Origin of the sequence: Streptomyces sp. NPDC006516 (assembly GCF_040611875.1) — a bacterium.
In the GTDB taxonomy this organism is placed as follows: Bacteria; Actinomycetota; Actinomycetes; order Streptomycetales; family Streptomycetaceae; genus Streptomyces.
Window position 1 is genome coordinate 108,506 of the sequence record NZ_JBEXPD010000012.1, and the last position, 23,464, is coordinate 131,969.

18 protein-coding genes are annotated in these 23,464 nt (G+C 71.2%); 12 read left to right on the plus strand and 6 right to left on the minus strand.

From position 1 onward, the window contains the following. Positions 1 to 102: 102 nt before the first annotated feature. Complete coding sequence (locus tag ABZY45_RS27325) at positions 103 to 729, minus strand: hypothetical protein (RefSeq protein WP_356743946.1); 627 nt, start codon at positions 727 to 729, stop codon at positions 103 to 105. Positions 730 to 780: 51 nt separating this feature from the next. Further along, complete coding sequence (locus ABZY45_RS27330; protein WP_356743948.1) at positions 781 to 2,589, minus strand: ABC transporter ATP-binding protein; 1,809 nt, start codon at positions 2,587 to 2,589, stop codon at positions 781 to 783. Between the two features lie 172 nt (positions 2,590 to 2,761). Between ABZY45_RS27330 and ABZY45_RS27335 the strand changes: the two genes are divergently transcribed. The 6 genes from ABZY45_RS27335 (at position 2,762) to ABZY45_RS27360 (ending at position 11,842) form a co-directional block, all read left to right on the plus strand. Then, on the plus strand, positions 2,762 to 3,208 hold the full coding sequence (locus tag ABZY45_RS27335; protein ID WP_356743950.1) for a MarR family transcriptional regulator: 447 nt from the start codon (positions 2,762 to 2,764) through the stop codon (positions 3,206 to 3,208). Between the two features lie 46 nt (positions 3,209 to 3,254). Further along, positions 3,255 to 6,197 carry an FAD-binding and (Fe-S)-binding domain-containing protein gene (locus ABZY45_RS27340; protein ID WP_356743952.1) on the plus strand — a complete coding sequence of 981 codons (2,943 nt, stop codon included), beginning with the start codon at positions 3,255 to 3,257 and terminating at the stop codon, positions 6,195 to 6,197. A gap of 231 nt (positions 6,198 to 6,428) precedes the next feature. Beyond that, entirely contained in the window at positions 6,429 to 8,258 is a 1,830-nt protein-coding gene (locus ABZY45_RS27345) for an ABC transporter ATP-binding protein (RefSeq protein ID WP_356743954.1), read from the plus strand. Then, a complete protein-coding gene (locus tag ABZY45_RS27350) occupies positions 8,255 to 10,036 on the plus strand; it encodes an ABC transporter ATP-binding protein (RefSeq protein WP_356743956.1) in 1,782 nt (593 codons plus the stop codon). The genes ABZY45_RS27345 and ABZY45_RS27350 overlap by 4 nt, the downstream gene beginning before the upstream one ends. A gap of 146 nt (positions 10,037 to 10,182) precedes the next feature. Then, positions 10,183 to 10,419: a hypothetical protein gene (locus tag ABZY45_RS27355; protein WP_356743958.1), complete on the plus strand. Its 237-nt coding sequence runs from the start codon at positions 10,183 to 10,185 to the stop codon at positions 10,417 to 10,419. A 61-nt stretch (positions 10,420 to 10,480) separates the two neighbouring features. Continuing rightward, the gene (locus tag ABZY45_RS27360; protein WP_356743960.1) at positions 10,481 to 11,842 is read left to right on the plus strand and encodes an NAD(P)/FAD-dependent oxidoreductase; all 1,362 of its coding nucleotides are present in this window, start codon (positions 10,481 to 10,483) and stop codon (positions 11,840 to 11,842) included. A 102-nt stretch (positions 11,843 to 11,944) separates the two neighbouring features. Here the strand turns inward: ABZY45_RS27360 and ABZY45_RS27365 are convergent, their stop codons facing one another. Together ABZY45_RS27365 and ABZY45_RS27370 are read right to left on the minus strand one after the other, a co-directional pair. Continuing rightward, positions 11,945 to 13,483 (minus strand): ATP-dependent DNA ligase, encoded by a 1,539-nt coding sequence (locus ABZY45_RS27365; RefSeq protein ID WP_356743962.1) that lies wholly within the window; start codon positions 13,481 to 13,483, stop codon positions 11,945 to 11,947. A gap of 103 nt (positions 13,484 to 13,586) precedes the next feature. Further along, positions 13,587 to 14,378 carry a metal-dependent hydrolase gene (locus tag ABZY45_RS27370; RefSeq protein WP_356743964.1) on the minus strand — a complete coding sequence of 264 codons (792 nt, stop codon included), beginning with the start codon at positions 14,376 to 14,378 and terminating at the stop codon, positions 13,587 to 13,589. Between the two features lie 155 nt (positions 14,379 to 14,533). Between ABZY45_RS27370 and ABZY45_RS27375 the strand changes: the two genes are divergently transcribed. Both ABZY45_RS27375 and ABZY45_RS27380 read left to right on the plus strand, forming a co-directional pair. Beyond that, the gene (locus tag ABZY45_RS27375) at positions 14,534 to 17,047 is read left to right on the plus strand and encodes a DUF3516 domain-containing protein (protein WP_356743966.1); all 2,514 of its coding nucleotides are present in this window, start codon (positions 14,534 to 14,536) and stop codon (positions 17,045 to 17,047) included. 34 nt (positions 17,048 to 17,081) lie between these two features. After that, positions 17,082 to 17,957 carry an acyl-CoA thioesterase II gene (locus tag ABZY45_RS27380; RefSeq protein ID WP_356743967.1) on the plus strand — a complete coding sequence of 292 codons (876 nt, stop codon included), beginning with the start codon at positions 17,082 to 17,084 and terminating at the stop codon, positions 17,955 to 17,957. A gap of 15 nt (positions 17,958 to 17,972) precedes the next feature. Here ABZY45_RS27380 and ABZY45_RS27385 read toward each other — a convergent pair whose 3' ends face one another. After that, the gene (locus tag ABZY45_RS27385) at positions 17,973 to 18,200 is read right to left on the minus strand and encodes a DUF6011 domain-containing protein (RefSeq protein WP_356743969.1); all 228 of its coding nucleotides are present in this window, start codon (positions 18,198 to 18,200) and stop codon (positions 17,973 to 17,975) included. Between the two features lie 87 nt (positions 18,201 to 18,287). On the opposite strand from ABZY45_RS27385, the gene ABZY45_RS27390 reads away from it, so the two are divergent. The 4 genes from ABZY45_RS27390 to ABZY45_RS27405 all read left to right on the plus strand — a co-directional run bounded on the left by ABZY45_RS27390 (position 18,288) and on the right by ABZY45_RS27405 (position 23,055). Continuing rightward, positions 18,288 to 18,962 (plus strand): hypothetical protein, encoded by a 675-nt coding sequence (locus tag ABZY45_RS27390; protein WP_356743971.1) that lies wholly within the window; start codon positions 18,288 to 18,290, stop codon positions 18,960 to 18,962. Between the two features lie 152 nt (positions 18,963 to 19,114). Continuing rightward, the gene (locus ABZY45_RS27395; protein WP_356744183.1) at positions 19,115 to 20,062 is read left to right on the plus strand and encodes a DUF389 domain-containing protein; all 948 of its coding nucleotides are present in this window, start codon (positions 19,115 to 19,117) and stop codon (positions 20,060 to 20,062) included. A gap of 99 nt (positions 20,063 to 20,161) precedes the next feature. Beyond that, a complete protein-coding gene (locus ABZY45_RS27400; RefSeq protein WP_356743973.1) occupies positions 20,162 to 21,592 on the plus strand; it encodes a DUF2252 domain-containing protein in 1,431 nt (476 codons plus the stop codon). A 131-nt stretch (positions 21,593 to 21,723) separates the two neighbouring features. Then, positions 21,724 to 23,055: a chloride channel protein gene (locus ABZY45_RS27405; protein ID WP_356743974.1), complete on the plus strand. Its 1,332-nt coding sequence runs from the start codon at positions 21,724 to 21,726 to the stop codon at positions 23,053 to 23,055. Here the strand turns inward: ABZY45_RS27405 and ABZY45_RS27410 are convergent. Further along, positions 23,012 to 23,440, minus strand: a complete 429-nt coding sequence (locus ABZY45_RS27410; RefSeq protein WP_356743976.1) for a hypothetical protein — start codon at positions 23,438 to 23,440, stop codon at positions 23,012 to 23,014. The genes ABZY45_RS27405 and ABZY45_RS27410 overlap by 44 nt on opposite strands. Between the last annotated feature and the right edge of the window lie 24 nt (positions 23,441 to 23,464).

Consider the following 23,464-nt stretch of genomic DNA (forward strand, 5'->3'; position numbering starts at 1 on the left):
GCTCGGCCGAGCGGAGCTATCGCACGGCGCCGCCGCTTCCCGTCCCACGGGGGCGGCGGCGCTGTCGTGCGGGCTCGACGCGTCAGACCCAGGCCCGGCGCGTCACGCCCGGGCCGGCGGGCCGGCGAACGGCGGCAGAGCCGCGAAACCCGGGTCCACGGTGACGGCCTCCGCGAGCGCGTCCAGCGTCCGGCGCACCCGGCTCAGCGGGTGATCGGGGAATTCCGCGTCCCACTGGGCGTGGTCCGCCGCGTGGAACGGAAGGCCGCCCTGCACCTCGGGTGCGTAGGGGTGCGGCCGGAAGTACGAGTCGGGGCCGACCTTCCCCATGACGACGGCTTCCCGCATCCCCGTCATACCGCGCTCGGGGGCCTGGATCTTGACCACGGTGCTGCATCCCTGGCGCGGCACCGTGAAACTGCCGATGAAGACCTGCCCGCTGGGTTGCCGGGGCAGTGGCACCTTGAGTATCTGCCGCAGGGCGGGCAGTTCACCCAGTCGTTTCACCGTGGCCTCGATCAGCCCGCCGCCCGCCTGAGCCGTCCAGTGGGTGAGGGTGTGACGCAGGGTCGGGCCGTCGTCCAAGGCCGCCGGAAGATCCGGCGGCAGTGCGAAGAAGTGCAGGGACAGCACATCGCCTTCGTCGTTCGTCCAGGCGTCGCCGTGCTCTCCGCCACTGTTGTCCAGCGGCCGGTATCCGGGGAGTTCGACCCCGAGCAGTGCTCTCATGGGCCGCGATCATGCCGCACTGCCGCGCAGCCGCGCAGCCCGGTCCGCCCTTCAGGTCGCCGCGGGTGCCGCCACGCTGCTGTCGCGGCGGATCAGAGCGGCGTAGCGCCCGTCCAGGGCGAGCAACTGCTCGTGCGTACCGCGCTCGGCCACCCTGCCGTCGTCGAGGACGACGATCTCGTCCGCGTCCCGGACGGTGGAGAGCCGGTGCGCGATGGTGAGCGTGGTGCGCCCCTTCGACAGGGCATCGATGGCCTGCTGCACGGCGTGTTCCGTACGGGTGTCGAGAGCACTGGTCGCTTCGTCGAGGATCAGCACGGGCGGGTCGCGCAGAATCGTGCGTGCGATCGCCAGCCGCTGCTTCTCGCCCCCGGAGAAGCGGTACCCGCGCTCACCGACAAGGGTGTCGTAGCCGTCGGGCAGGCCGGCGATGTGATCGTGGATCTGCGCGGTGCGGGCGGCGGTCTCGATCTCCTCGTCGGTGGCGTCCGGCTTCGCGAAGCGGAGGTTCTCGGCGACCGAGGCGTGGAAGAGGTAGGTCTCCTGGGAGACCACGCCGACGGCCCGGGCGAGCGTGTCGAAGTCCAGGTCCCGCACGTCGACCCCGTCGAGGGTGACCCGGCCGCCGGTGACGTCGTAGAGCCGCGGCACCAGATAGCTGAGCGTGGACTTGCCGGATCCGGTGGGCCCGACGACGGCCAGACTGTTCCCCGCGGGCACGGTCACATCGATGCCGCTCAGCGTCGGCCCGCTCTTCTCGTCGTAGCTGAAGGTGACGCCCTCGAAGGCGATCTCGCCCCGGACTTCGTCCAGCCGGACGGGCTTCTCGGGCTCGGTGATGTCCACGTCGAGGTCGAGGTACTCGAAGATGCGTGCGAACAGAGCCAAGGACGTCTGCATCTGCACACCGGTGGAGAGCAGGCTCACGGCCGGCCGGAACAGCCCCTGCTGGAGCGAGACGAAGGCCACGAGGGTGCCGAGGGAGACGGCGCTGACTCCTGACTGGAGGGTGAGCCCCGCGGCCCAGTAGATGACGGCGGGCATCGCGGCCATCACGATCCCGATGGTCGACATCCTCCAGCGTCCGGCCATGTTGGAGCGCACTTCGAGGTCGACCAGGCGCTCCGACTCCTCCGTGAACGTCTTGGTGAGGGAGTCCGAGCGCCCCATGGTCCGGCCGAGCAGGATGCCGCTGACCGAGAGCGATTCGGTGACCGTGGCCGCCATCGCCGCCATCTGACGCTGGCGCTGGGTGGTGATCTTCTTGCGCTCCCGGCCGACACGACGGCTGATCCAGACGAAGACGGGGAGCAGGAGCAGGGAGACGACGGTGAGCCGCCAGTCCAGCGCGAGCATGGCGACCACGGTGGCGACGACCGAGGTGAGGTTGGAGACCAGCGAGGTCGCGGTGGAGGTGACTGTCGCCTGCATCCCGCCGATGTCGTTGGCGATGCGGGACTGGACCTCACCCGTGCGGGTCCGGGTGAAGAAGGCGAGCGGCATCCGCTGCAGCTGGGTGTAGACGGCGGTACGCAGATCGTGCATGACGCGCTGGCCGACCGTGGTGGAGATCAGGGTCTGCAGGACGCCGAAGACGCTGGTCATCACGGCGGTGAGGATCATGCCGAGCGCGAGCAGCGTGAGCAGCCCCGTGCGCCCCTGCGGAATCGCGGTGTCCAGGATCTCGCGGAGCAGGAACGGGGAGGCGACCGTGACCAGCGAGGCGGCGCCGACCAGCAGCCCGACCACGGCGAGCCGGCCGCGGTACGGACGGAAGAGCCGGAAGATGCGGCGCAGCTCGGCGGGCGGCTGACCGGCCTCCGCCGAGGGGGGTGTCCAGGTGGGTTCGTCGGGTTTCATGGGCTCCTTCGACTGCGTGCGGGAGGAAGGGTGCGCGGCTGCGGCGGCTCCCGTGGCACGTCCGGGAGCTGACGGTTGGGCTGCAGGTGAGCCGGCAGGTGAGCTGACCTTCGAGAGCCTAGCTCATTGTTACCTCTACTCACAATGAACGGGATCCTGATATTGTTCCCTCATGGACTCCCCCGACTCCGACGGCATGCTCGCCGAACAGCTGCTGCGGCTCACACGCCGCCTCCAGCGCATCCAGAGCCGGCAGCTGGAGCCGATCGGCATCACGCCGGCGCAGTTCCGCCTCCTGCGCACGACCGCGCACTACGACGGCCCGCCACGGATGGCCGATCTCGCCGAGCGGCTGGACGTCGTCCCCCGCGCGGTGACCACTCTCGTGGACGGCCTGGAGGCCGCGGGCCGGGTGCGCCGCGCCCCGGATCCGACCAACCGCCGGGTGATCCGGATCGAGATCACCGAGGAGGGCCGTTCCGTACTCCGTTCGATGCGCGACGCGCGCAAGGCCGCCGCGGAGGAGATCCTGGCTCCACTGAACGCCGATCAGCGCGAGGTGCTCGGCGGTCTGCTGAACGCTCTGGTCGACGGAATGCCGGAGCGCCGCCGCTGCTGAGGCGTGCGGTGCGGCCACCGCACCGCGCCGTCGAGGGGACTGTGACATGCCGCTGCTGGAGCCCAAGCCCGAGGCCCTGCGCCCCCGCGCGGCGCGGGCGCCGTCCCCCGATCGGGTGCCCGACCGGAAGTCGTCCGGAACCCCCGCGGAGCTGCGGGCCGCCCTGACCGCCCTCCTCGGCCCGGAGAAGGTGCTGTGGAAGGTCTCCGACCTCGTGCGGTACGCATCCGACGCCAGCCCCTACCGCTTCCTGCCGCAGGTCGTGCTGGTCCCCGAGGACCTGGACGACATCTCGGCCATCCTCTCGTACGCGCACGGCAACGGACGCGACGTCGTCTTCAGGGCCGCCGGCACCAGCCTCAACGGCCAGGCGCAGGGCGAGGACATCCTCGTGGACGTGCGCCATCACTGGCGGGGGATCGAGGTGCTGGACGGCGGCGCCAGGGCCCGGATCCGTCCCGGTACCACCGTGATGCGGGCCAACGCCGCACTCGCCCGGCACGGCAGGATCCTGGGCCCGGATCCGGCCAGCGCCATCGCCTGCACCATCGGCGGCGTCGTGGCGAACAACGCCTCCGGGATGACCGCGGGCACCACCCGCAACTCGTACCGCACGGTCTCCTCCCTGACGTTCGTCCTGCCGAGCGGCACCGTGGTGGACACGGGTGAGACGGAGGCCGACGAGCTCCTGCGCCACGCGGAGCCGCGCCTGTGCGACGAACTGCTGGCCATCAAGGCGGCCGTCGAGGCGGACGAGCGGCTCACCGCCCGGATCCGCGCCAAGTACGAGATCAAGAACACCAACGGCTACCGCCTCGACGCCTTCCTCGACGGATCGACGCCCGTGGAGATCCTGCGGGGACTCATGGTCGGCTCCGAGGGCACCTTCGGTTTCATCTCCGAGGTGGTCTTCGACACCCTGCCCCTGGAACGCCTCGTCTCCTCCGCGCTGCTGTTCTTCCCCTCGCTCCCGGCCGCCGCCGCGGCGGTCCCGGGGTTCAACGAGGCGGGCGCGGTCGCCGTCGAGCTGATGGACGGCAACACGCTGCGCGCCTCGGTGCGCGTCCAGGGGGTCCCCGCGGACTGGGCGGGGCTGCCGGAGGGGACGACGGCGCTCCTCGTGGAGTTCCGTGCGCCCGACGAAGCCGCCCTCACGGCCTACGAGCGGGCGGCAGCCTCCGTCGTCGCGGGCCTCGACCTGGTGACACCCGCCGTGTCCGTGACCAACGAGTTCACCCGGGACGCCGCCACCGTCTCCGGGTACTGGAAGGCGCGCAAGGCGTTCGTGACCGCCGTCGGCGGCTCCCGGCCCTCGGGGACGACGCTGATCACGGAGGACTTCGCCGTCCCTCCGGCCCGTCTCTCCGAAGCCTGTGAAGCGTTGCTCGCCCTCCAGGCGGTCCACGGATTCGACGCCGCCGTCGCGGGTCACGCCGCACACGGGAACCTGCACTTCCTGCTCGCCTTCGACGCCGCGAAGCCCTCCGACGTCGAGCGCTACGCCGCGTTCATGGAAGAGTTCTGCACGCTGGTCGTCGATCGGTTCGACGGTTCCCTCAAGGCGGAGCACGCGACCGGCCGCAACATCGCGCCTTTCCTGGAGCGGGAGTGGGGGGCCGAGGCGACAGCTCTCATGTGGCGTACGAAGCAGGCGATCGACCCCGACGGCGTACTTGCACCGCGGATCGTCCTCGACCGCGATCCGCAGGCGCATCTGCGCGGCCTCAAGACCATCCCCAAGGTGGAGCCGGTCGCGGACCCGTGCATCGAGTGCGGGTTCTGCGAACCGACCTGCCCCAGCGAGGACCTCACCACCACCCCCCGTCAACGGATCGTGCTGCGGCGGGAGATGATGCGGCAGCCCGGCGGCTCCCCCGTGGAGGCCGGCCTGCTCGACTCCTACGGCTACGACGCCGTGGACACCTGCGCCGGGGACTCCACCTGCAAGCTCGCGTGTCCGGTCGGCATCGACACCGGGGCGCTGATGAAGAGCTTCCGGCATCTTCGCCACTCGCCCCGGGAGGAGCGGGTGGCGGCGCTGACGGCCCAGCACTTCGGAGCGGTCGAGGCCTCCGCCCGGATCGTGCTCCGGGTGGCCGACGCCGTCTCCCGCCGGGCCGGTGACCGTCTGCCGGCCGCCCTCACCCGGCTCGCCCGCAAGGCCGTGCGGCCGGACCTGGTGCCGGAATGGCTGCCCGAGATCCCCGGGGCCGCCTCCCACGCACTGCCTCCGACCTCGCGGGCCGGGGCGAGCGCCGTCTACTACCCGGCCTGCGTGAACCGTATCTTCGCCGGCCCCCCGGACACGGGGACACTGTCGCTCGCCGAGGCGGTGGTCTCCCTGTCCGCACGGGCGGGCAGGCCCGTCTGGATTCCCGAGGACGTCTCCGGGACGTGCTGCGCGACGATCTGGCACTCCAAGGGGTACGACATCGGCAACGCGGTCATGGCCAACCGCATCGTGGAGGCCGCCTGGGGGTGGACCGCCGGGGGTGCGCTCCCGCTGGTCGTCGACGCCTCCTCGTGCACGCTGGGCCTCGCACACGAGGTGGTGCCGTATCTCACCGAGGACAACCGGGGGCTGCACCGCGAGATGACGTTCGTCGACTCGCTCGTCTGGGCCGCCGACGAACTCCTCCCCCACCTGACGGTGTTCCGCAGGACCGGATCCGCCGTACTGCACCCCACCTGCTCGATGGAGCATCTGGGTGATGCCGACCGTCTGCGTACGGTGGCCGAGGCCTGTGCCGACGAGGTCGTCGTGCCGGACGACGCCGGCTGCTGCGGATTCGCGGGCGACCGCGGCCTCCTGCACAAGGAACTCCCGGACAGCGCCACGGCCAGGGAGGCGGCGGAGGTCAACACGCGGGAGTACGACGCGTACCTGTCGGCGAACCGCACCTGCGAGATCGGGATGGACCGGGCGACGGGCCACCACTACCACTCGGCGCTCATCGAGCTGGAACAGGCGACCCGGCCCGTCCTCTGAGCCGGTCGGGAGACGAATAATCGGTTGCCTCGGCGGGGGGCGGGACGCGAACCTTGCACGGTTTGGTCCCCCACCACGAGGCCCGCAAGGATCTCGCGCGCAACAAGGTCCTTCCACGGACCCGCTCCACGAGATCCGTCGCCGGATCTCGCGCTCCACGAGGTCCGTTCGCGGATCTCCTTGTTCCACGAGGTCCGTCATGGATCTCCGCCGTCCGATCCTTGGGATGTCATGCAGATTCGCGATCTTCCGTACTCGGATCCCGGCGATCCCGATGTCCGTTCGGGTCCCCGTTTCCTGGTCTGGCTCGGCCGCAGCCAGCTCACCGGTCAGCTCAAGTCCCTCGCCTGGGGGCTGCTCCACCACTGCGCGATCGCCGGTCTTCCGCTCGCCGTCGGGCTGGCGGTGCAGGCCGTCGTGGACCGGTCCGGTCAGGACCTCGCCCTGGCCGGTGTCCTCCTCGTCCTCCTCGGCGTCCTCATCGCCGTGGGGGACACCATGCTCCACCGCACGGCCGTCACCAACTGGATCACCGCAGCGGCCCGCGTCCAGCAGCTGCTGGCCCGCAGGACCGCCGAGCTGGGCTCGGCCCTCACCCGCCGGGTGGCGGCCGGTGAAGTGGTGTCCGTATCCACAGGTGATGTCGAGAAGATCGGCTGGTTCGTCGAGGCTCTGTCCCGCTTCGCCGCCGCCGCGACCGCGCTCGTGCTGATCTGCGTCGGGCTGGTGATCTACCTGCCCTCCCTCGGCGTGCTGGTCGCCGTCGCCACCCCGATCCTGGCGCTGGCTGTCCTGCCCCTGCTCCCCCGGGCCACCCGCCGGGCGGACCTCCAGCGGGAGAAGGCGGGCCGCGCCACCGAGCTGGCCTCCGACACCGTCGCGGGACTGCGGGTGCTGCGCGGCATCGGCGGCGAGGATCTCTTCCTCGGCCGCTACCGGCGCGCCTCCCAGGAGGTCCGCAGGGCCGCCGTCCGCAGTGCGCGGATGTGGGCCCTCATCTCCGCGATCCAGGTGCTGCTTCCGGGACTTCTGCTGATCTCGCTGGTCCTGTACGGCGCGACGCTCGCCCGCGACGGCCGGATCGACATCGGCCAGCTGGTCACCGTGTACAGCGCTGCGACGCTGATGCTGTTCCCCCTGCGCAACGTGGAGGAGATCGCCATGGCGTACTCCTTCTCCCGCCCCTCCGCGCAGCGCGCCGTACGGGTCCTGGCCCTGCGACGTAGCGCCGGCCCCTCGACGCTCGATGCCGAAAGCCCTCGCGGCGACCTCTACGACCCGGTGACCGGACTCATGGCGCCGCAGGGCCGGTTCACCGCCGTGGTCTGCGGAGATCCCGACGAAGCGGGCCGGCTCGCGGAACGGCTGGGCGGCCATGCCGAGCCAGAGGACCCGTCGGCGGCGGCCCCGTCGGTACTGCTCGGCGGTGTGGCGCTGGACGAACTGCCGCTCGCCACGGCGCGGACCGCTGTGCTGGTGCAGGACAAGGATCCCGTACTGCTCTCCGGGACGCTGCGGGAGCTGCTGGACGTGCCGTCCTCGGGCGGCGTCACAGCGGAGGAGGCTCTGGCCGCCGCCCAGTGCGGTGATGTCCTGGACGCGCTGGCCCAGGCGTCCGTCGACGCGGACGGTGATCCGATGAACACCAGGATCACCGAACGCGGCAGGTCACTTTCCGGCGGCCAGCGGCAACGGCTCGCGCTGGCCCGTTCCCTGGTCACCGATCCGGAGGCGCTGGTGCTCGACGAGCCGACGTCCGCCGTCGACTCGCACACGGAGGCCCGGGTCGCCGCCGGCATCCAGCGGCTCCGCCGCGGCCGTACGACGGTGGCGTTCGCCTCGTCCCCCTTGCTGCTGGACCTGGCCGACCGCGTCGTGCTCGTCCACGGAGGCACGGTCGTGGCGGCGGGCTCCCACCGCGAGCTGCTGCGGGACGAACCGCGCTACCGGGCGGTCGTGACCCGTGACACCGAAGACGAGACCGCGGCGACGGACGGGTTCACGGCCGTCGACGGGCTGCCGCCGGCCCGGGCGATCGAGGAAATCGAGGAGAAAGCATGATCGGCCTGGCACCCCCGGCCTACGACCCGGCGGCCCCGGAGTCGGCGACGACCCTGCCCGTCGGTACACCGACGACCGTACGGGCCTATGTGCGCGGACTGCTACGGCGCCACCGCAAGCCGTTCGCCGTGCTCGTCGCGGCCAACGCGGTCGCCGTGATCGCATCGATCACCGGCCCCTATCTGCTGGGCGGACTGGTCGAGGACCTGTCCAACGGGGTCACCGACCTCCATCTGGAGCGCACGGCCGCCGTGTTCGCGGTGGCACTGATCGTGCAGACCGTGTTCACACGGACCATGCGTGTGCGCGGAGCCATGCTCGGCGAGGAGATGCTCGCCGACCTGCGCGAGGATTTCCTCGTACGGTCGGTCGGGCTGCCGCCCGGTGTACTGGAGCGGGCCGGCACCGGGGATCTGCTGTCGAGGATCACCACGGACATCGACCGGCTGGCCAACGCGATGCGTGAGGCGGTGCCCCAGCTGGCGATCGGCGTCGTCTGGGCCGGACTGCTCCTCGGCGCGCTCACCGTCACCGCCCCTCCCCTGGCACTCGCCGCGCTGATCGCGCTTCCCGTGCTGATCATCGGCTGCCGCTGGTACTTCCGGCGGGCGCCCTCGGCGTACCGCTCGGAGTCGGCAGGCTACGCGGCGGTCGCAGCGGTCCTCGCCGAGACGGTGGACGCCGGGCGGACCGTGGAGGCACACCGGCTGGGCGACCGCAGGATCGCGCTGTCGGACCGGCGGGTCGAGCAGTGGACCGCGTGGGAGCGGTACACCCTCTTCCTCCGCTCGGTGCTCTTCCCCGTCATCAACACCACGTACGTGACGATCCTCGGCGCGGTCCTGCTGCTCGGCGGCTGGTTCGTGATGGAGGACTGGCTCACGGTCGGGCAGCTGACGACGGGGGCGCTGCTGGCGCAGATGATGGTGGACCCGATCGGCCTGATCCTCCGCTGGTACGACGAACTGCAGGTCGCGCAGGTCTCGTTGGCCAGGCTCGTCGGCGTACGGGAGATCGAGCCCGAGCCGGGCGACGACCTGATCGCTCCGGAGGGCCGCGAGGTACGGGCCGACGACGTGCGCTTCGGCTACCGGGCAGGGGTGGACGTCCTGCACGAGGTGTCGCTGGACGTGGCCCCGGGGACACGGCTGGCCCTGGTCGGCCCGTCCGGTGCCGGCAAGTCGACACTGGGAAGACTGCTGGCGGGCATCTACGCTCCCCGCTCGGGTTCGGTGACCCTGGGAGGTGCCCAGCTGTCCCGTATGCCTGCGGAGCGGGTGCGCACCCATGTCGCCCTCGTCAACCAGGAGCACCACGTCTTCGTGGGCTCGCTCCGGGACAACCTCCTGCTCGCGCGTACGGATGCCGAGGACGCGGAGCTCTGGGCGTCCCTCGCCGCGGTGGACGCGGACGGCTGGGCGAAGGCCCTGGACGAGGGGCTGGAGACCGAGGTCGGCTCGGGCGGCCTGGCCCTCACCCCGGCGCAGGCGCAGCAGATCGCCCTGGCGCGCCTGGTCCTGGCGGATCCGCACACGCTGGTGCTGGACGAGGCGACCTCCCTGCTCGACCCACGCGCGGCCCGTCACCTGGAGCGTTCGCTGGCGCGGGTGCTGGACGGCCGTACGGTCGTGGCGATCGCCCACAGGCTGCACACCGCGCACGACGCCGATGTGATCGCGGTAGTCGAGGACGGGCGGATCAGCGAACTGGGAAGCCACGACGAGCTGGTGGCCGCGGACGGCGCGTACGCGGCGCTGTGGCGCTCCTGGCACGGCTGAGCAGAGAGCGCTGGGCACCGGGCCTGACAGGGGGCCGGTGCCCAGCGCGGCAGGTGGTGAGCCAGTACGCGGTCCACCCCAGCGAGCCATTCGTCGAGACGGGAGGCGCGGCGGGCGTCCGGTCGCCGGCGGACCGATGTGCCGTCATGGCACCGGACGGTCGGTCCGAGCCGCACGGCGGGCTCCTCGGCGTACCGGACGGCGGCGGTCTCCGTCCAGGTGGGTTCGACGCTCGGCCAGGTGTCGTCGATCGCGACGCCGTCGCCGTCGATGTCGACGCTGTCTCTGCCGTCCGCCTCGACCTGCGCGGCGGGTCCGGTCAGGTGGTGGCGTCCACCGCACAAGAGGCGAAGTCCGTCCCCTCCGGTGAGGATGAGGAGTGACTGGCCCCGGATACGGGGCAGGCGAGCGATGACCGCGTAAACCCGAGAAGGGACGCACACCGTGGCACGACCCAGGATTCTCGTTGTCGGCGCCGGCTTTGCCGGGGTCGAGTGCGTGCGCCGGCTGGAACGCAGCCTCGCCCCCGGTGAGGCGGACATCGCGCTCGTCACCCCGTTCTCGTACCAGCTGTACCTGCCGCTGCTGCCCCAGGTCGCCTCGGGGGTGCTCACACCCCAGTCGGTCGCCGTCTCCCTGCGCCGAAGCCGGCGTCACCGCACCCGGATCGTGCCGGGCGGGGCGATCGGGGTGGACACGAAGGCGAAGGTCTGTGTCGTCCGCAAGATCACCGACGAGATCGTGAACGAGCCGTACGACTACATCGTGCTGGCCGCCGGCAGCGTCACGCGGACCTTCGACATCCCGGGGCTGGTCGAGAACGCCAGGGGCATGAAGACCCTGGCCGAGGCCGCCTACATCCGGGACCACGTCATCTCGCAGCTCGATCTCGCAGACGCGAGCCATGACGAGGAGGAGCGGGCGTCCCGGCTGCAGTTCGTGGTGGTGGGCGGTGGGTACGCCGGCACGGAGACGGCCGCGTGCCTGCAACTGCTCACCACCAACGCCGTCAAGCACTATCCCAGGCTGGATCCCAAGCTGATCAAGTGGCATCTGATCGACATCGCGCCCAAGCTGATGCCGGAGCTGGGTGACAAGCTCGGCACCAGCGCCCTCGAGATCCTGCGCAAGCGCGGCATCGAGGTCTCCCTGGGTGTCTCGGTGGCCGAGGCAGGCCCGGACAAGGTGACGTTCACGGACGGCAGGGTGCTGCCCTGCCGGACACTGATCTGGACCGCCGGCGTGGCGGCGAGTCCGCTCGTCGCCACGCTGGGGGCCGAGACGGTACGCGGGCGGCTCGCCGTGACGCCGGAGATGTCACTGCCCGGGATCGACAGCGTGTTCGCGCTCGGCGACGCGGCGGCGGTGCCCGATCTGGCCAAGGGGGACGGGGCGATCTGCCCGCCCACCGCGCAGCACGCCATGCGCCAGGGCCGGGCGCTGGCGGACAACATCATCGCGCGGCTGCGCGGCCGTCCGTTGCGTCCGTACGTCCACAAGGATCTCGGGCTCGTCGTGGACCTCGGCGGCCGGGACGCGGTCTCCAAGCCGCTGGGCATCGAGCTGAAGGGCCTGCCGGCCCAGGCCGCCGCGCGGGGCTACCACTGGGCGGCGCTGCGGACCAATGTCGCCAAGACCAGGGTCATGACCAACTGGCTGCTCAACGCGATCGCCGGCGACGACTTCGTCCGCACGGGATTCCAGGCACGCAAGCAGGCGACCCTGCGCGACTTCGAGTACACCGACGCGTATCTGACGCCGGAGGAGATCCGGGCGCACACCGCCGGCGCGGGCGCCCACGGCTGAGCCCGCCTCCCCGGCTCCCTCTCCCGGCCCCCTCCCCCGGCATCCGCCGCGCGGGCGGGGGCCGGAGGCATACCCGGCGGGGGCCGGATGCCGGGCAGGGCGTCACGTCCGGCGGGAGAGCACCGTCTCGACCGTGTCCGCCTCGTCGGCCCGCTTGTCCTCGCGATAGCGCAGGACGCGGGCGAACCTCAGAGTGACACCCTCCGGGTAGCGCGTGGAGCTCTGGAGGCCGTCGTAGGCGATCTCCACGACCAGTTCCGGGCGTACCGTCACCACGTGTCCGTCGTCGGCGGTGGCCAGCTCCCGGAGGCGTTCGGTCTGCCAGGCGAGCATGGTGTCCGTGAGTCCCTTGAAGGTCTTGCCCAGCATCGCGAACGTGCCGTCGTCCCTGCGCGCCCCCAGATGCAGGTTGGAGAGCCGCCCGGTGCGCCTGCCGTGGCCCCATTCGGCGGCCAGCACGACGAGGTCCAGGGTGTGTACGGGTTTCACCTTCAGCCAGGCGGCGCCGCGCCGGCCGGCGCTGTAGGCCGACGCGGTTCCCTTGACCACGACACCCTCGTGACCGCGCGCGAGGGTTTCCTCGGAGAACGCCACCGCGGCCGCCCGCGCGGTCTCGTCCCCGGCGTCGTCCACGACGTGGCGGCGCACGCGCATCGGTTCGGGAACGAGATCGGCCAGCTCCCGGTGGCGTTCGGCGAAGGAGAGGTCGAGGAGGTCACGTCCGTCCACGAAGAGCGCGTCGAAGAAGACGGGGACCACGGGGACGGCGTCCGCCGCGGTGGCGACATCGCGCCGGGACCCCACCCGGCCGGCGGTCTCCTGGAACGGCCGGGGTCTTCCGTCGGGCCCGAGGGCGATCACCTCGCCGTCGAGGATGAACCGTCCGACGGGGAAGCCGGTCACCGCCGAGGCCAGTTCGGGGAGCCGGTCGGTGATGTCGTCGAGGGTGCGGGTGTAGACGCTCACCCGCGGCCCGTCCCGGTGCACCTGGACACGGATGCCGTCCAGTTTCTCCTCGACGACGCAGGGTCCCCCGAGCCGTTCGATCGCTTCGGTGACCGAGCGTGCGGTGTGGGCGAGCATGGGCTGGACCGGCCGGCCGACGGTGAGCCGGAAGGCAGCCAGGGCCCCCGGGCCCTCCGCGAGGAGCGCATGGGCGACGGGCCCGAGCGACCCGGCGAGCATGACGGCCCGCCGCACCTTGGGACGCGGCGCCCCGGCGGCGTCCGCGAGTGCGTCGACGGCGAGGGCGTCCAGGGCACCCTGGCGTACTTCTCCGGTGAGCAGTCCGCGCAGGAAGTACTGTTCGTCCGCCGTGGCCGCGCCGAGCAGCCGGGACAGGCGCTCCTTCCGGGCGGCCTGCGAGCCGGGACCGGACAGAGTGCCGATCGCGGTCAGCTCCGCGTTCGTCTCCACCACGGTCAGCGTGGGTTCCTCGGCCGGCGTCACCGGGACGCGCAGGGCGCTCCATCCGATGCCGAGCCGACCCTGCGGGAGGCGGCCGGCCAGGTAGGGGATCACGACCGGGACGTCGTCCGGCTCCGCCTCCCGGAAGAGTCCCGCGAGCAGGGCGGTCTTCCGGGTACGGGCCGTCGTCGCGGCGACTTCCAGGGACACGTGGGCGAGCCGGGCGAGCAGCATGCCGCCATGGTGCTACGGCGGCGGGCTCGCCGCCCCCGGAAACGCCCGGCCGTCACACGGACCCTGGCGTCCTAAGCCCCCGGGCGTCGGACGACCTCGGGCGTCATATGACGTTGAGCGCCGCCGCCCCGCCCAGGCCCCCGAGAATCATGAAGGCGGGCATCAGCACCTTGAGCTCCACCCAGCTGCCGGCCCGGAAGCGCATGGCCTTCGGCGGCCCCAGCGGGTACCAGCGCTTGCGCCCCAGCGGGATGGGCCACAGGATCGGGCAGCCCGAGACCGTAAGGGCGTCGCCGATGTCGTGGACGAGGGCGCCGAGCACGATCGGGAGCCCGAGCCAGAGGTATTCCTGGCCGGGCGCGGCGAACAGCCAGTCCGAGCCGTTGCCCGGCTGGTCCAGGACACCGGCCAGGATCCAGGCGCTGGTCGCGCCGAGCAGCCATACGAGGACGTCGCTGGAGACCCTCGCCGCCCGCCACAGCAGACCCTCGACGGCGAGGACGAGGTGGACGAAGAGGATCGCCAGGACCGCCCACCGGCCACCGGTGACCGCCGCCACGGAGGCGGCTCCCCCGGTCAGCACCGCCCAGAGCCAGGTGTGCGTGAGGGTACGGTGACCACCGGTCCTGCGCGGGTCACCAGGTCCCTTTGTCGCTTTGTAGACCGCGTAGGAAAGTTTGTCGACGATTTCACACACGCCCTTGGAGACCGGTCCGAACGCGCGCGAGATGGTGGCGGACTTGTGGTCCAGGTCGGGGGCCAGCGCGGCTCCCGCGGTGATCAGGGCCCCGACGACCAGGACGGGCCAGGGCATGGTGTGGCCCGCGGCAGCCGCCGCGGCGCCCACCCCCAGCCAGGCCGCCGCCCCTGACAGAGAGTGTGCCGGTCCCATCATGGCTGTTCCCGCCCCCATCGTGATTCGGCCGCGCGTGCGACCTGGCCGCCATTGCCTGTGCGCGACAGCCGAGTTGAGTGGGCAGCGTATCGTCCGTGATCTTCCCCAGATCCTCCGGTTCCCTCATCCGGGCGGGAGGCAGGCAAGATGGGGGCGTGACCCTTATCGATCAGCTGCCCCCGACCGCCGACCCGGACGCCCTCTTCGAGTCCTTCTCGTCATGGACCGAATCGCAGGGCATCACCCTCTATCCGGCTCAGGAGGAGGCGCTGATCGAGGTGGTCTCCGGGGCCAACGTGATCCTTTCCACCCCCACCGGCTCCGGCAAGAGCCTGGTCGCCGCAGGTGCGCACTTCACGGCGCTGGCCCAGGACAAGGTCACCTTCTACACCGCGCCGATCAAGGCACTGGTGTCGGAGAAGTTCTTCGACCTCTGCAAGCTGTTCGGCACGGAGAACGTCGGCATGCTGACCGGGGACGCCTCGGTCAACGCCGACGCCCCGGTCATCTGCTGCACCGCCGAGGTGCTCGCCTCGATCGCGCTGCGTGACGGCAAGTACGCCGACATCGGCCAGGTCGTGATGGACGAGTTCCACTTCTACGCGGAGCCCGACCGCGGCTGGGCCTGGCAGATCCCGTTGCTGGAGCTCCCGCAGGCTCAGTTCGTGCTGATGTCGGCGACGCTGGGCGACGTCTCGATGTTCGAGAAGGACCTGACCCGCCGCACCGGCCGCCCGACCTCCGTGGTGCGTTCCGCGACCCGGCCGGTGCCGCTGAGCTACGAGTACCGGCTGACGCCGATCACCGAGACCCTCACCGAGCTCCTGGACACCCGGCAGTCGCCCGTCTACATCGTGCACTTCACCCAGGCGGCGGCCGTGGAGCGGGCGCAGTCGCTGATGAGCATCAACATGTGCACGAAGGAGGAGAAGGAGAAGATCGCCGACCTGATCGGCAGCTTCCGCTTCACCACCAAGTTCGGCCAGAACCTCTCCCGCTACGTGCGCCACGGGATCGGGGTGCACCACGCGGGCATGCTCCCCAAGTACCGCCGTCTCGTGGAGAAGCTCGCCCAGGCGGGTCTGCTGAAGGTGATCTGCGGGACGGACACGCTGGGCGTCGGCGTCAACGTCCCCATCCGCACGGTGCTGTTCACCGCGCTCACCAAGTACGACGGCACCCGGGTCCGCACGCTGCGCGCCCGCGAGTTCCACCAGATCGCGGGACGCGCCGGGCGTGCCGGGTTCGACACGGCGGGCTTCGTCGTCGCCCAGGCGCCCGAGCACGTCATCGAGAACGAGAAGGCCGTCAAGAAGGCGGGCGACGACCCCAAGAAGAAGCGCAAGGTGGTCCGCAAGAAGGCGCCGGAGGGCTTCGTCGCCTGGTCCGAGACCACCTTCGACAAGCTGATCCAGTCCGAACCCGAGCCTCTGACCTCCCGCTTCCGCGTCACGCACACGATGCTGCTCTCGGTGATCGCCCGCCCGGGGAACGCCTTCGCGGCGATGCGGCATCTGCTGGAGGACAACCACGAGCCTCGTAAGGCACAGCTGCGGCACATCCGGCGGGCCATCGCGATCTACCGCTCGCTCCTGGACGGCGGTGTCGTGGAACAGCTCGACACGCCCGACGCGGAGGGCCGGATCGTGCGGCTGACGGTCGATCTCCAGCAGGACTTCGCCCTCAACCAGCCGCTGTCTACCTTCGCGCTGGCCGCCTTCGACCTGCTGGACGCCGAGTCGCCCTCGTACGCCCTGGACATGGTCTCGGTCGTCGAGTCGACGCTGGACGACCCGCGGCAGATCCTGGCGGCCCAGCAGAACAAGGCACGGGGCGAGGCCGTCGGGCAGATGAAGGCGGACGGCGTCGAGTACGAGGAGCGGATGGAGCGGCTTCAGGAGGTCACGTATCCGAAGCCGCTGAGCGAGCTCCTGTGGCACGCCTACGACGTCTACCGCACCAGCCACCCATGGGTCGGTGACCATCCGGTCTCCCCGAAGTCGGTGATCCGGGACATGTACGAACGGGCCATGACCTTCACGGAGTTCACCTCGAACTACGAGCTGGCCCGCACCGAGGGCATCGTCCTGCGGTATCTGGCGAGCGCGTACAAGGCCCTTGAGCACACCATCCCCGACGACCTGAAGTCCGAGGACCTGGAGGATTTGATCTCCTGGCTGGGCGAGATGGTGCGTCAGGTGGACTCCAGCCTGCTGGACGAGTGGGAACAGCTGGCGAATCCGGAGGTGGAGACCGCCGAGCAGGCGCAGGAGCGGGCCGACGAGGTCAAGCCGGTCACGGCCAACGCCCGCGCCTTCCGGGTCCTGGTGCGCAACGCGATGTTCCGCAGGGTGGAGCTCGCCGCCCTGGACCGGGTGCGTGAGCTGGGTGAGCTGGACGCCGACGCGGGCTGGGACGAGGACGCGTGGGGCGAGGCGATGGACGACTACTGGGACGCGCACGACGACCTGGGCACGGGCCCGGACGCGCGCGGACCGAAGCTGCTGAAGATCGACGAGGACCCGGAGCACGGTCTGTGGCGGGTGTGGCAGGCCTTCGCCGACCCGGCCGGGGACCACGACTGGGGAATTCGTGCGGAGGTCGATCTCGCGGCCTCCGACGAGGAGGGCCGGGCAGTCGTCCGGGTCACGGCCGTGGGCCGGCTGTGACGGCGCGCCGGCCAGGAGAGTGGAGAAGAACCGCATGACGAACCCCGCCGACAGCCTGGTCGACCTGCTCGACCTGGAGCGGATCGAGGTCAACATCTTCCGTGGCCGCAGCCCCGAGGAGTCCCTGCAACGGGTCTTCGGCGGGCAGGTCGCGGGCCAGGCGCTGGTCGCTGCCGGCCGCACGACGGACGGGGATCGCCCCGTCCATTCGCTGCACGCCTACTTCCTGCGGCCCGGGCGGCCGGGCGTGCCGATCGTGTACGACGTGGAGCGGGTCCGGGACGGCCGGTCCTTCACGACGCGCCGGGTCACGGCCGTGCAGCAGGGCCGCACGATCTTCAATCTGACGGCGTCCTTCCACCGGCCGGAGGAGGCGGGCTTCGAGCACCAGCTGCCGCCGGCCCGTGTCGTGCCCGACCCCGACGAGCTGCCGACGGTCGCCGACGAGGTGCGGGAGCACCTCGGCGGACTCCCGGAGGCGCTGGAGCGGATGGCGCGGCGTCAGCCCTTCGACATCCGCTACGTCGACCGGCTGCGCTGGACGAAGGAGGAGATCAAGGACGCGGACCCGCGCAGTGCGGTGTGGATGCGCGCGGTCGGCCCGCTGGGCGACGACCCGCTGGTGCACACCTGCGCGCTGACGTACGCGAGCGACATGACGCTCCTGGACGCGGTACGGATCCCCGTGGAGCCTCTGTGGGGGCCGCGTGGCTTCGACATGGCCTCGCTGGACCACGCCATGTGGTTCCACCGCCCGTTCCGGGCGGACGAGTGGTTCCTGTACGACCAGGAGTCACCGATCGCCACGGGTGGCCGAGGGCTGGCCAGGGGCAGGATCTACGACCGCCAGGGGCAGTTGCTGGTCTCAGTGGTGCAGGAAGGGCTGTTCCGCAGGCTCGACGGCGCGTAGCCGCCGGAAGGTGGTTCAGGTGCCCGGGATCGGGTCCTGTTCCACCTCGTGGCGGCGGGTGCGGATGTCCGGCCCCGGCGGATGCAGTTTGGCGTCGCAGGCGGGGCCGAGACCGGCACGGCGTGAGTCGGCGCCGGTGAGAGGCCGCCCGCACAGGGCGCAACGGACCGGCTGGCGGCTCTCCGGCGGCTCCGGCCGGGCCGGTGGTTCGGGAAAGTCGGGAAAGGGCTCGGGGGACTCCACGGGAGGATCCTCTCAAGCCTGTGCGGAGGAAGGCGAAGGCATGTGCGGTACGGCGGAGGGGATCGGCGGTTGAGCAGCGTACTGAGGATGGGGCCCGCTCTCCGGGACCCCGGACCGGCGCCGGGGGCCGGAGCGCCCGCTCCGGTGGGCGATGTGGTGCGGCTCTCGGACGGCGCGGGGAGCGACCGCGTGGTGGCGTACGTGGAACGGGAACTGCCGCCGGGCGGGATTTCCGCCTACCGGGCGGCGCGGGGCGACGGGACGCGCTCGTTCGCACTGTGGGCGGACGAGCAGCGCCGGGAGCGGCTGGCCACCCTGGTGACGGTGTCGGCCGGGAGCGGAGTCGCGCACTACCAGGTGATCGGGGCGCGCGGCGAGCTCATAGGCACGGTCGTCCGTGAGAAGGCGCTGCGCGGCAAGGGCCTGCGTACCCGCTGGACGGTGACGCCGGCGGGGGGTCCGGAGGCGGTGGGCTTCAAGGGCCGGATCTGCTGGTGGTACGTGTGGTGGCTGCTGTCACCGCTGCAACTGCTGGTCATCGTGATGAGCCTGCTGAGCGGTGACGGCGACGCGGCACGCGGGCCGCGCCGCATCGTGTGGCGTGCGGGCGGTCAGGCTCCGCTGGAGTTCAGGTCGAAGGACGACGCGGTGCTCCTGCACGCGCCGGGCTACGACTGGCGGCTGGGGGCCGCGCTCGTGGCGGTGCTGGGCACGTTCGACAGCTGGCTGCTCGGCAGGGAGTGGGACGACAGGAAGGAGTGACGACCGGCCCGGCGGGCGCCTTCCGCCCCCGGACCGCGCGCTGCTGTGGGAAGGTATCGGTCCATGACCGTCCGATCACTGTCATACCCCCGCAGAATCCGCTTTCCGTCACTCCGGTGCGGGTCGCCCTCCTGGCCGGGCAGGGGCGCCGGATGGACATGATCCACGTCCGCGTCGTCAGCCCGGCAGACCTCACGGACCAGGTCGAGGGGATCCTCGCCGGCAGCCCCTACGTCCTGAACCTGATCGTGCAGCGGGGCGCGGCACGCAACCCCGACGGGGACGCCGTGGCCTGCGACGTGGTCGGCGGAGCCGCGAACGAGGTGTTGCGCGGTCTGCGTGGCCTCGGGGTCGACGTACGGGGAACGATGGTCGTCGAGCCGGTCGACATGGCCTTCACCGGGCAGGCCTCGGAGCGTGCGGTCCGCCGGCTCGGAGCGTTGGCGAACGCCCCGGTCTGGGACCAGGTGGAGGCGCGCATCAGGTCCGAGGGCAGGTATGCGCCGAGCTTCTACCTCTACCTCGTCATCGCGGGTCTCATCGGGTCGGTCGGCATCGTCACCAACTCCCAGATCCTGATCGTCGGGGCGATGGTCGTCGGCCCCGAGTACGGTGCGATCGTCGCGGTGGCGCTGGGCATCGACCGGGGTGAGCGGACCATGATCCGCAGGGGACTGACCGCGCTGGGGGCGGGCCTCCTGCTGACGATCGCCGTCACCTTCCTCTTCAGCCTGCTCATCCGGGGGTTCGGTCTCGAGTCGAAGGCATTCCAGAAGGGGCTACGGCCGGTGTCCGACCTGATCAACACCCCCAACTTCTTCTCCGTCGCGGTCGCCGCCCTGGCCGGTGTCGTGGGCATCGTGTCGCTCACCGAGGCCCGCACGAGCGCCCTGCTCGGGGTGTTCATCTCGGTCACCACCATCCCGGCGGCGGCCGCCATCAGCGTCTCCACGGCCTTCGCCAGCTGGTCCGAGGCGCGGGGTTCCCTCATCCAGCTGCTGGTCAACATCGCGGTGCTCATCGTCGTGGGAGCGGCGGCGCTCCGATGTCAGCGGGCGCTCTGGCGGAGGGTGGCCCTGCGCCGGGCGCGCCAGACCTGACCGCCCTGCCCGCCGGCGACGGGCCGGAAGGCGGCGGAGCCGTAATGATGGGAAGGCAGGCCCACATGCCGGCAGCCCCGGCAGTCAGGAGGGTCCACGATGGCCCAGGAGACCCCTTCCCCGCTCCGTGCCGTACCCGGTTCGACGCCCGAGGAGCGGACCGCGCTCGGCAGAGCGGCCCGCCGGCAATCCCCCCGCTCCAGCCATGGCGTGTACGAACCACCGGGTGACCGGCCCGATCCGCTGGCGGTCCTGGAAGTCCAGTCGGCGGCCAGGGTTCCCGAGCTGGTGCCGATCCGCTACGGGCGGATGACGGAGTCGCCGTTCCGTTTCTACCGGGGCGCCGCGGCGATCATGGCGTCCGACCTGGCCGGGACGCCGGACAGCGGAATCCGTGCGCAGTTGTGCGGTGACGCCCATCTGCTGAACTTCAGGCTGCTCGCCTCCCCCGAGCGCCATCTGCTCTTCGACATCAACGACTTCGACGAGACGCTGCCCGGCCCCTGGGAGTGGGACGTGAAGCGGCTCGCGGCCAGTCTCGTCATCGCGGGGCGTGCGAACGGCTTCTCGGACAAGGAGCGGCGCGGCATCGTGCGTGACACGGTGCGCTCGTACCGGGAGTCGATGATCCGGTTCGCGGGCATGCGCAATCTCGATGTCTGGTACACGCGGACGGATGTGGACCAGCTACGGGCCGTGGCCGCGGACAGGCTGTCCCCCCGAGGGCGCAGACGTCTGGCCAGGGCGACCGAGAAGGCCCGCAGCCGGGACAGTCTGCAGGCCTTCGGCAAACTCACCGAGGCCACCGAGGGACGTATCCGGATCGCCGCGGACCCGCCCCTGCTCGTCCCGCTGCGGGATCTGCTGCCCACCCCGGAACGTGGCCTGATGGAGGCGCAGCTGGAAAAGCTGCTTCGGCGCTACAGCCGCACCCTCCCCTCGGACCGAAGTTCCCTGCTCGCCGACTACCGGCCCGTCGACATGGCCCGGAAGGTCGTCGGCGTCGGGAGCGTCGGGACCCGCTGCTGGATCATCCTGCTGCTCGGCAGGGACGGCGGTGACCCGCTGTTCCTCCAGGCCAAGGAGGCCGACACCTCGGTGCTCGCGCCGCACGTGGGAGCGAGCGCGTACCGGAACCAGGGCGAGCGGGTGGTGGCCGGCCAGCGCCTGATGCAGGCGGCGGGCGACATCTTCCTCGGCTGGCAGCGGGTGGACGGGATCGACGGGCGGCGCCGGGACTTCTACGTACGGCAGCTGCGCGACTGGAAGGGCATCGCCGAGCCGGAGCAGATGGTGCCGCGCGGCATGGCCACCTTCGGTGAGATGTGCGGGGCGACCCTGGCCCGCGCCCACGCGCGGTCCGGTGACCGGATCGCGATCGCCGCGTACCTCGGGAGCGGCGACGTGTTCGACCGGGCGCTGGCCGCCTTCGCCGAGCTGTACGCCGACCAGAACGAGCGGGACCACCGGGCGCTGACGGAGGCGGTGGCGGCCGGCCGCCTTGCCGCGGCCGAGGCGGGCGCGAGGTGAGACGGCGGCCGAAACGTCAGAGCTCCACAGCGGGTACATGACGGACATACCGCCACATCGTGGTATCACCGTGTGGATCCCGGCGGGCCAGCGTATTCCCGCCGGGACCCGACGCTGAGGAGATCATGACGATGTCGGCCGAACCCGGCGCAGCACCCGGGCCCGAACACCCGGATCCACTCGCCGTGGTACGCACGCGGGGATACGCGGTCCTTCTGATCATGGTGGCGATCCTCGGGGTCCCCATCTCGGCGCTCGCGTTCGGCTTCCTGGCCCTCGTGCACGAACTCCAGACGCTGACCTACGAGGACCTGCCCCGGGGGCTCGGTTTCGACACGACCCCCTCGTGGTGGCCGGTCCCGTTGCTCGCCGTCGCGGGCCTGCTGACCGCGCTGACCGTCCGCCACCTCCCGGGCACGGGCGGGCACAACCCGGCGGAGGGCATGTCGCACGCGGGGCCGCCGGCGTCGGTGGAGCTGCCGGGTATCGCGCTCGCCGCGCTGACCTCGCTCGGACTCGGCGCCGTGCTCGGGCCGGAGGCGCCGCTCATCGCCCTGGGCGGCGGTCTGGCCCTCTTCGCGGTGCGCCTGGTCAAGCCCGGCATCGCACCGAGCGCGGGCGCGATGGTTGCGGCGGCCGGGAGCTTCGCCGCCGTCAGCACCCTGCTGGGGTCGCCGCTCCTCGGCGCGTTCCTGCTGATGGAGACGTCCGGACTGGCCGGGATGACGCTCGGACTGGCGCTCGTCCCGGGCCTGCTCGCCTCCGGCATCGGCTCGCTCATCTTCATCGGCCTGGGCTCGTGGACGGGGCTGGGAACGTACTCGCTGACCCTGCCGGGCGTGCCGCACGCGGACGACCCGACCGTGGGCGCGTTCGGCTGGGCGATCGCCCTGGGAGCCGCGGCGGCCTTCGCCGGCGCGGGGATCAAGCGGCTCTCCCTGTCGCTCCAGAAACACACCGGACGGCGGACGGTGCCGTCCGCCGTCGTGATGGGTCTGGTCGTCGGTGTGCTGGCCCTCCTGTACGCGGAGAGCACGGGCCATGACGCGTCCCAGGTGCTCTATTCGGGCCAGGACGCCCTCGGCCCGCTGCTCGCCACGGACGCGGGACTCTCGGTCGCCACCCTCGTGATCCTCATCGTGTGCAAGGGACTCGCCTACTGCGTGTCGCTGAGCACTTTCAGAGGCGGGCCCATCTTCCCGTCCATGTTCATCGGAGCGGCGGGCGGGCTGGCCCTGTCGCATCTGCCCGGGCTCGACCCCACCTCGGGTTTCGCGATGGGGGTCGGGGCCATGTGCGTGGCGATGCTGAAGCTTCCGATGACGTCGGTGCTGCTCGCCACCCTGCTGCTGGGTTCCGAAGGGATCACCGTGATGCCGCTCGTCATCGTGGCAGTGGTGGTCTCCTATGTCCTGACGCTCAGGTTCGACCCCGGTGCGGCCCCGCACACAGCGCCCAGATGACGAAGACGTTGATGGCGATGAGCACCAGCGACCAGAACGGATAGTAGGGGAGCCAGAGGAAGTTGGCGATCACCAGGAGGCCGGCCAGCAGGACCCCGACGGCGCGTGCCCAGAGAGCACCGCTGAAGAGCGCACACCCGGCGAGGACGACCACGATCCCGAGGATGAGGTGCACCCAGCCCCAGCCGGTCAGGCTGAACTGGAAGACGTAGTTGCGCGTCGAGACGAACAGGTCGTCCTTGGCGATGGCCGCGATGCCCTCGAAGATGGCCATGGCCCCGCCGAAGATCATCATCACCGCCGCGAAGACGGTCCAGCCCGACTGGGCCCCACTTCTGCCCGTCGCGGTGTTCCCCTCTCGGGTTCCGCTCATACTTCCAGCCATGTCGGCCTCCTCGAATTCCAGCCG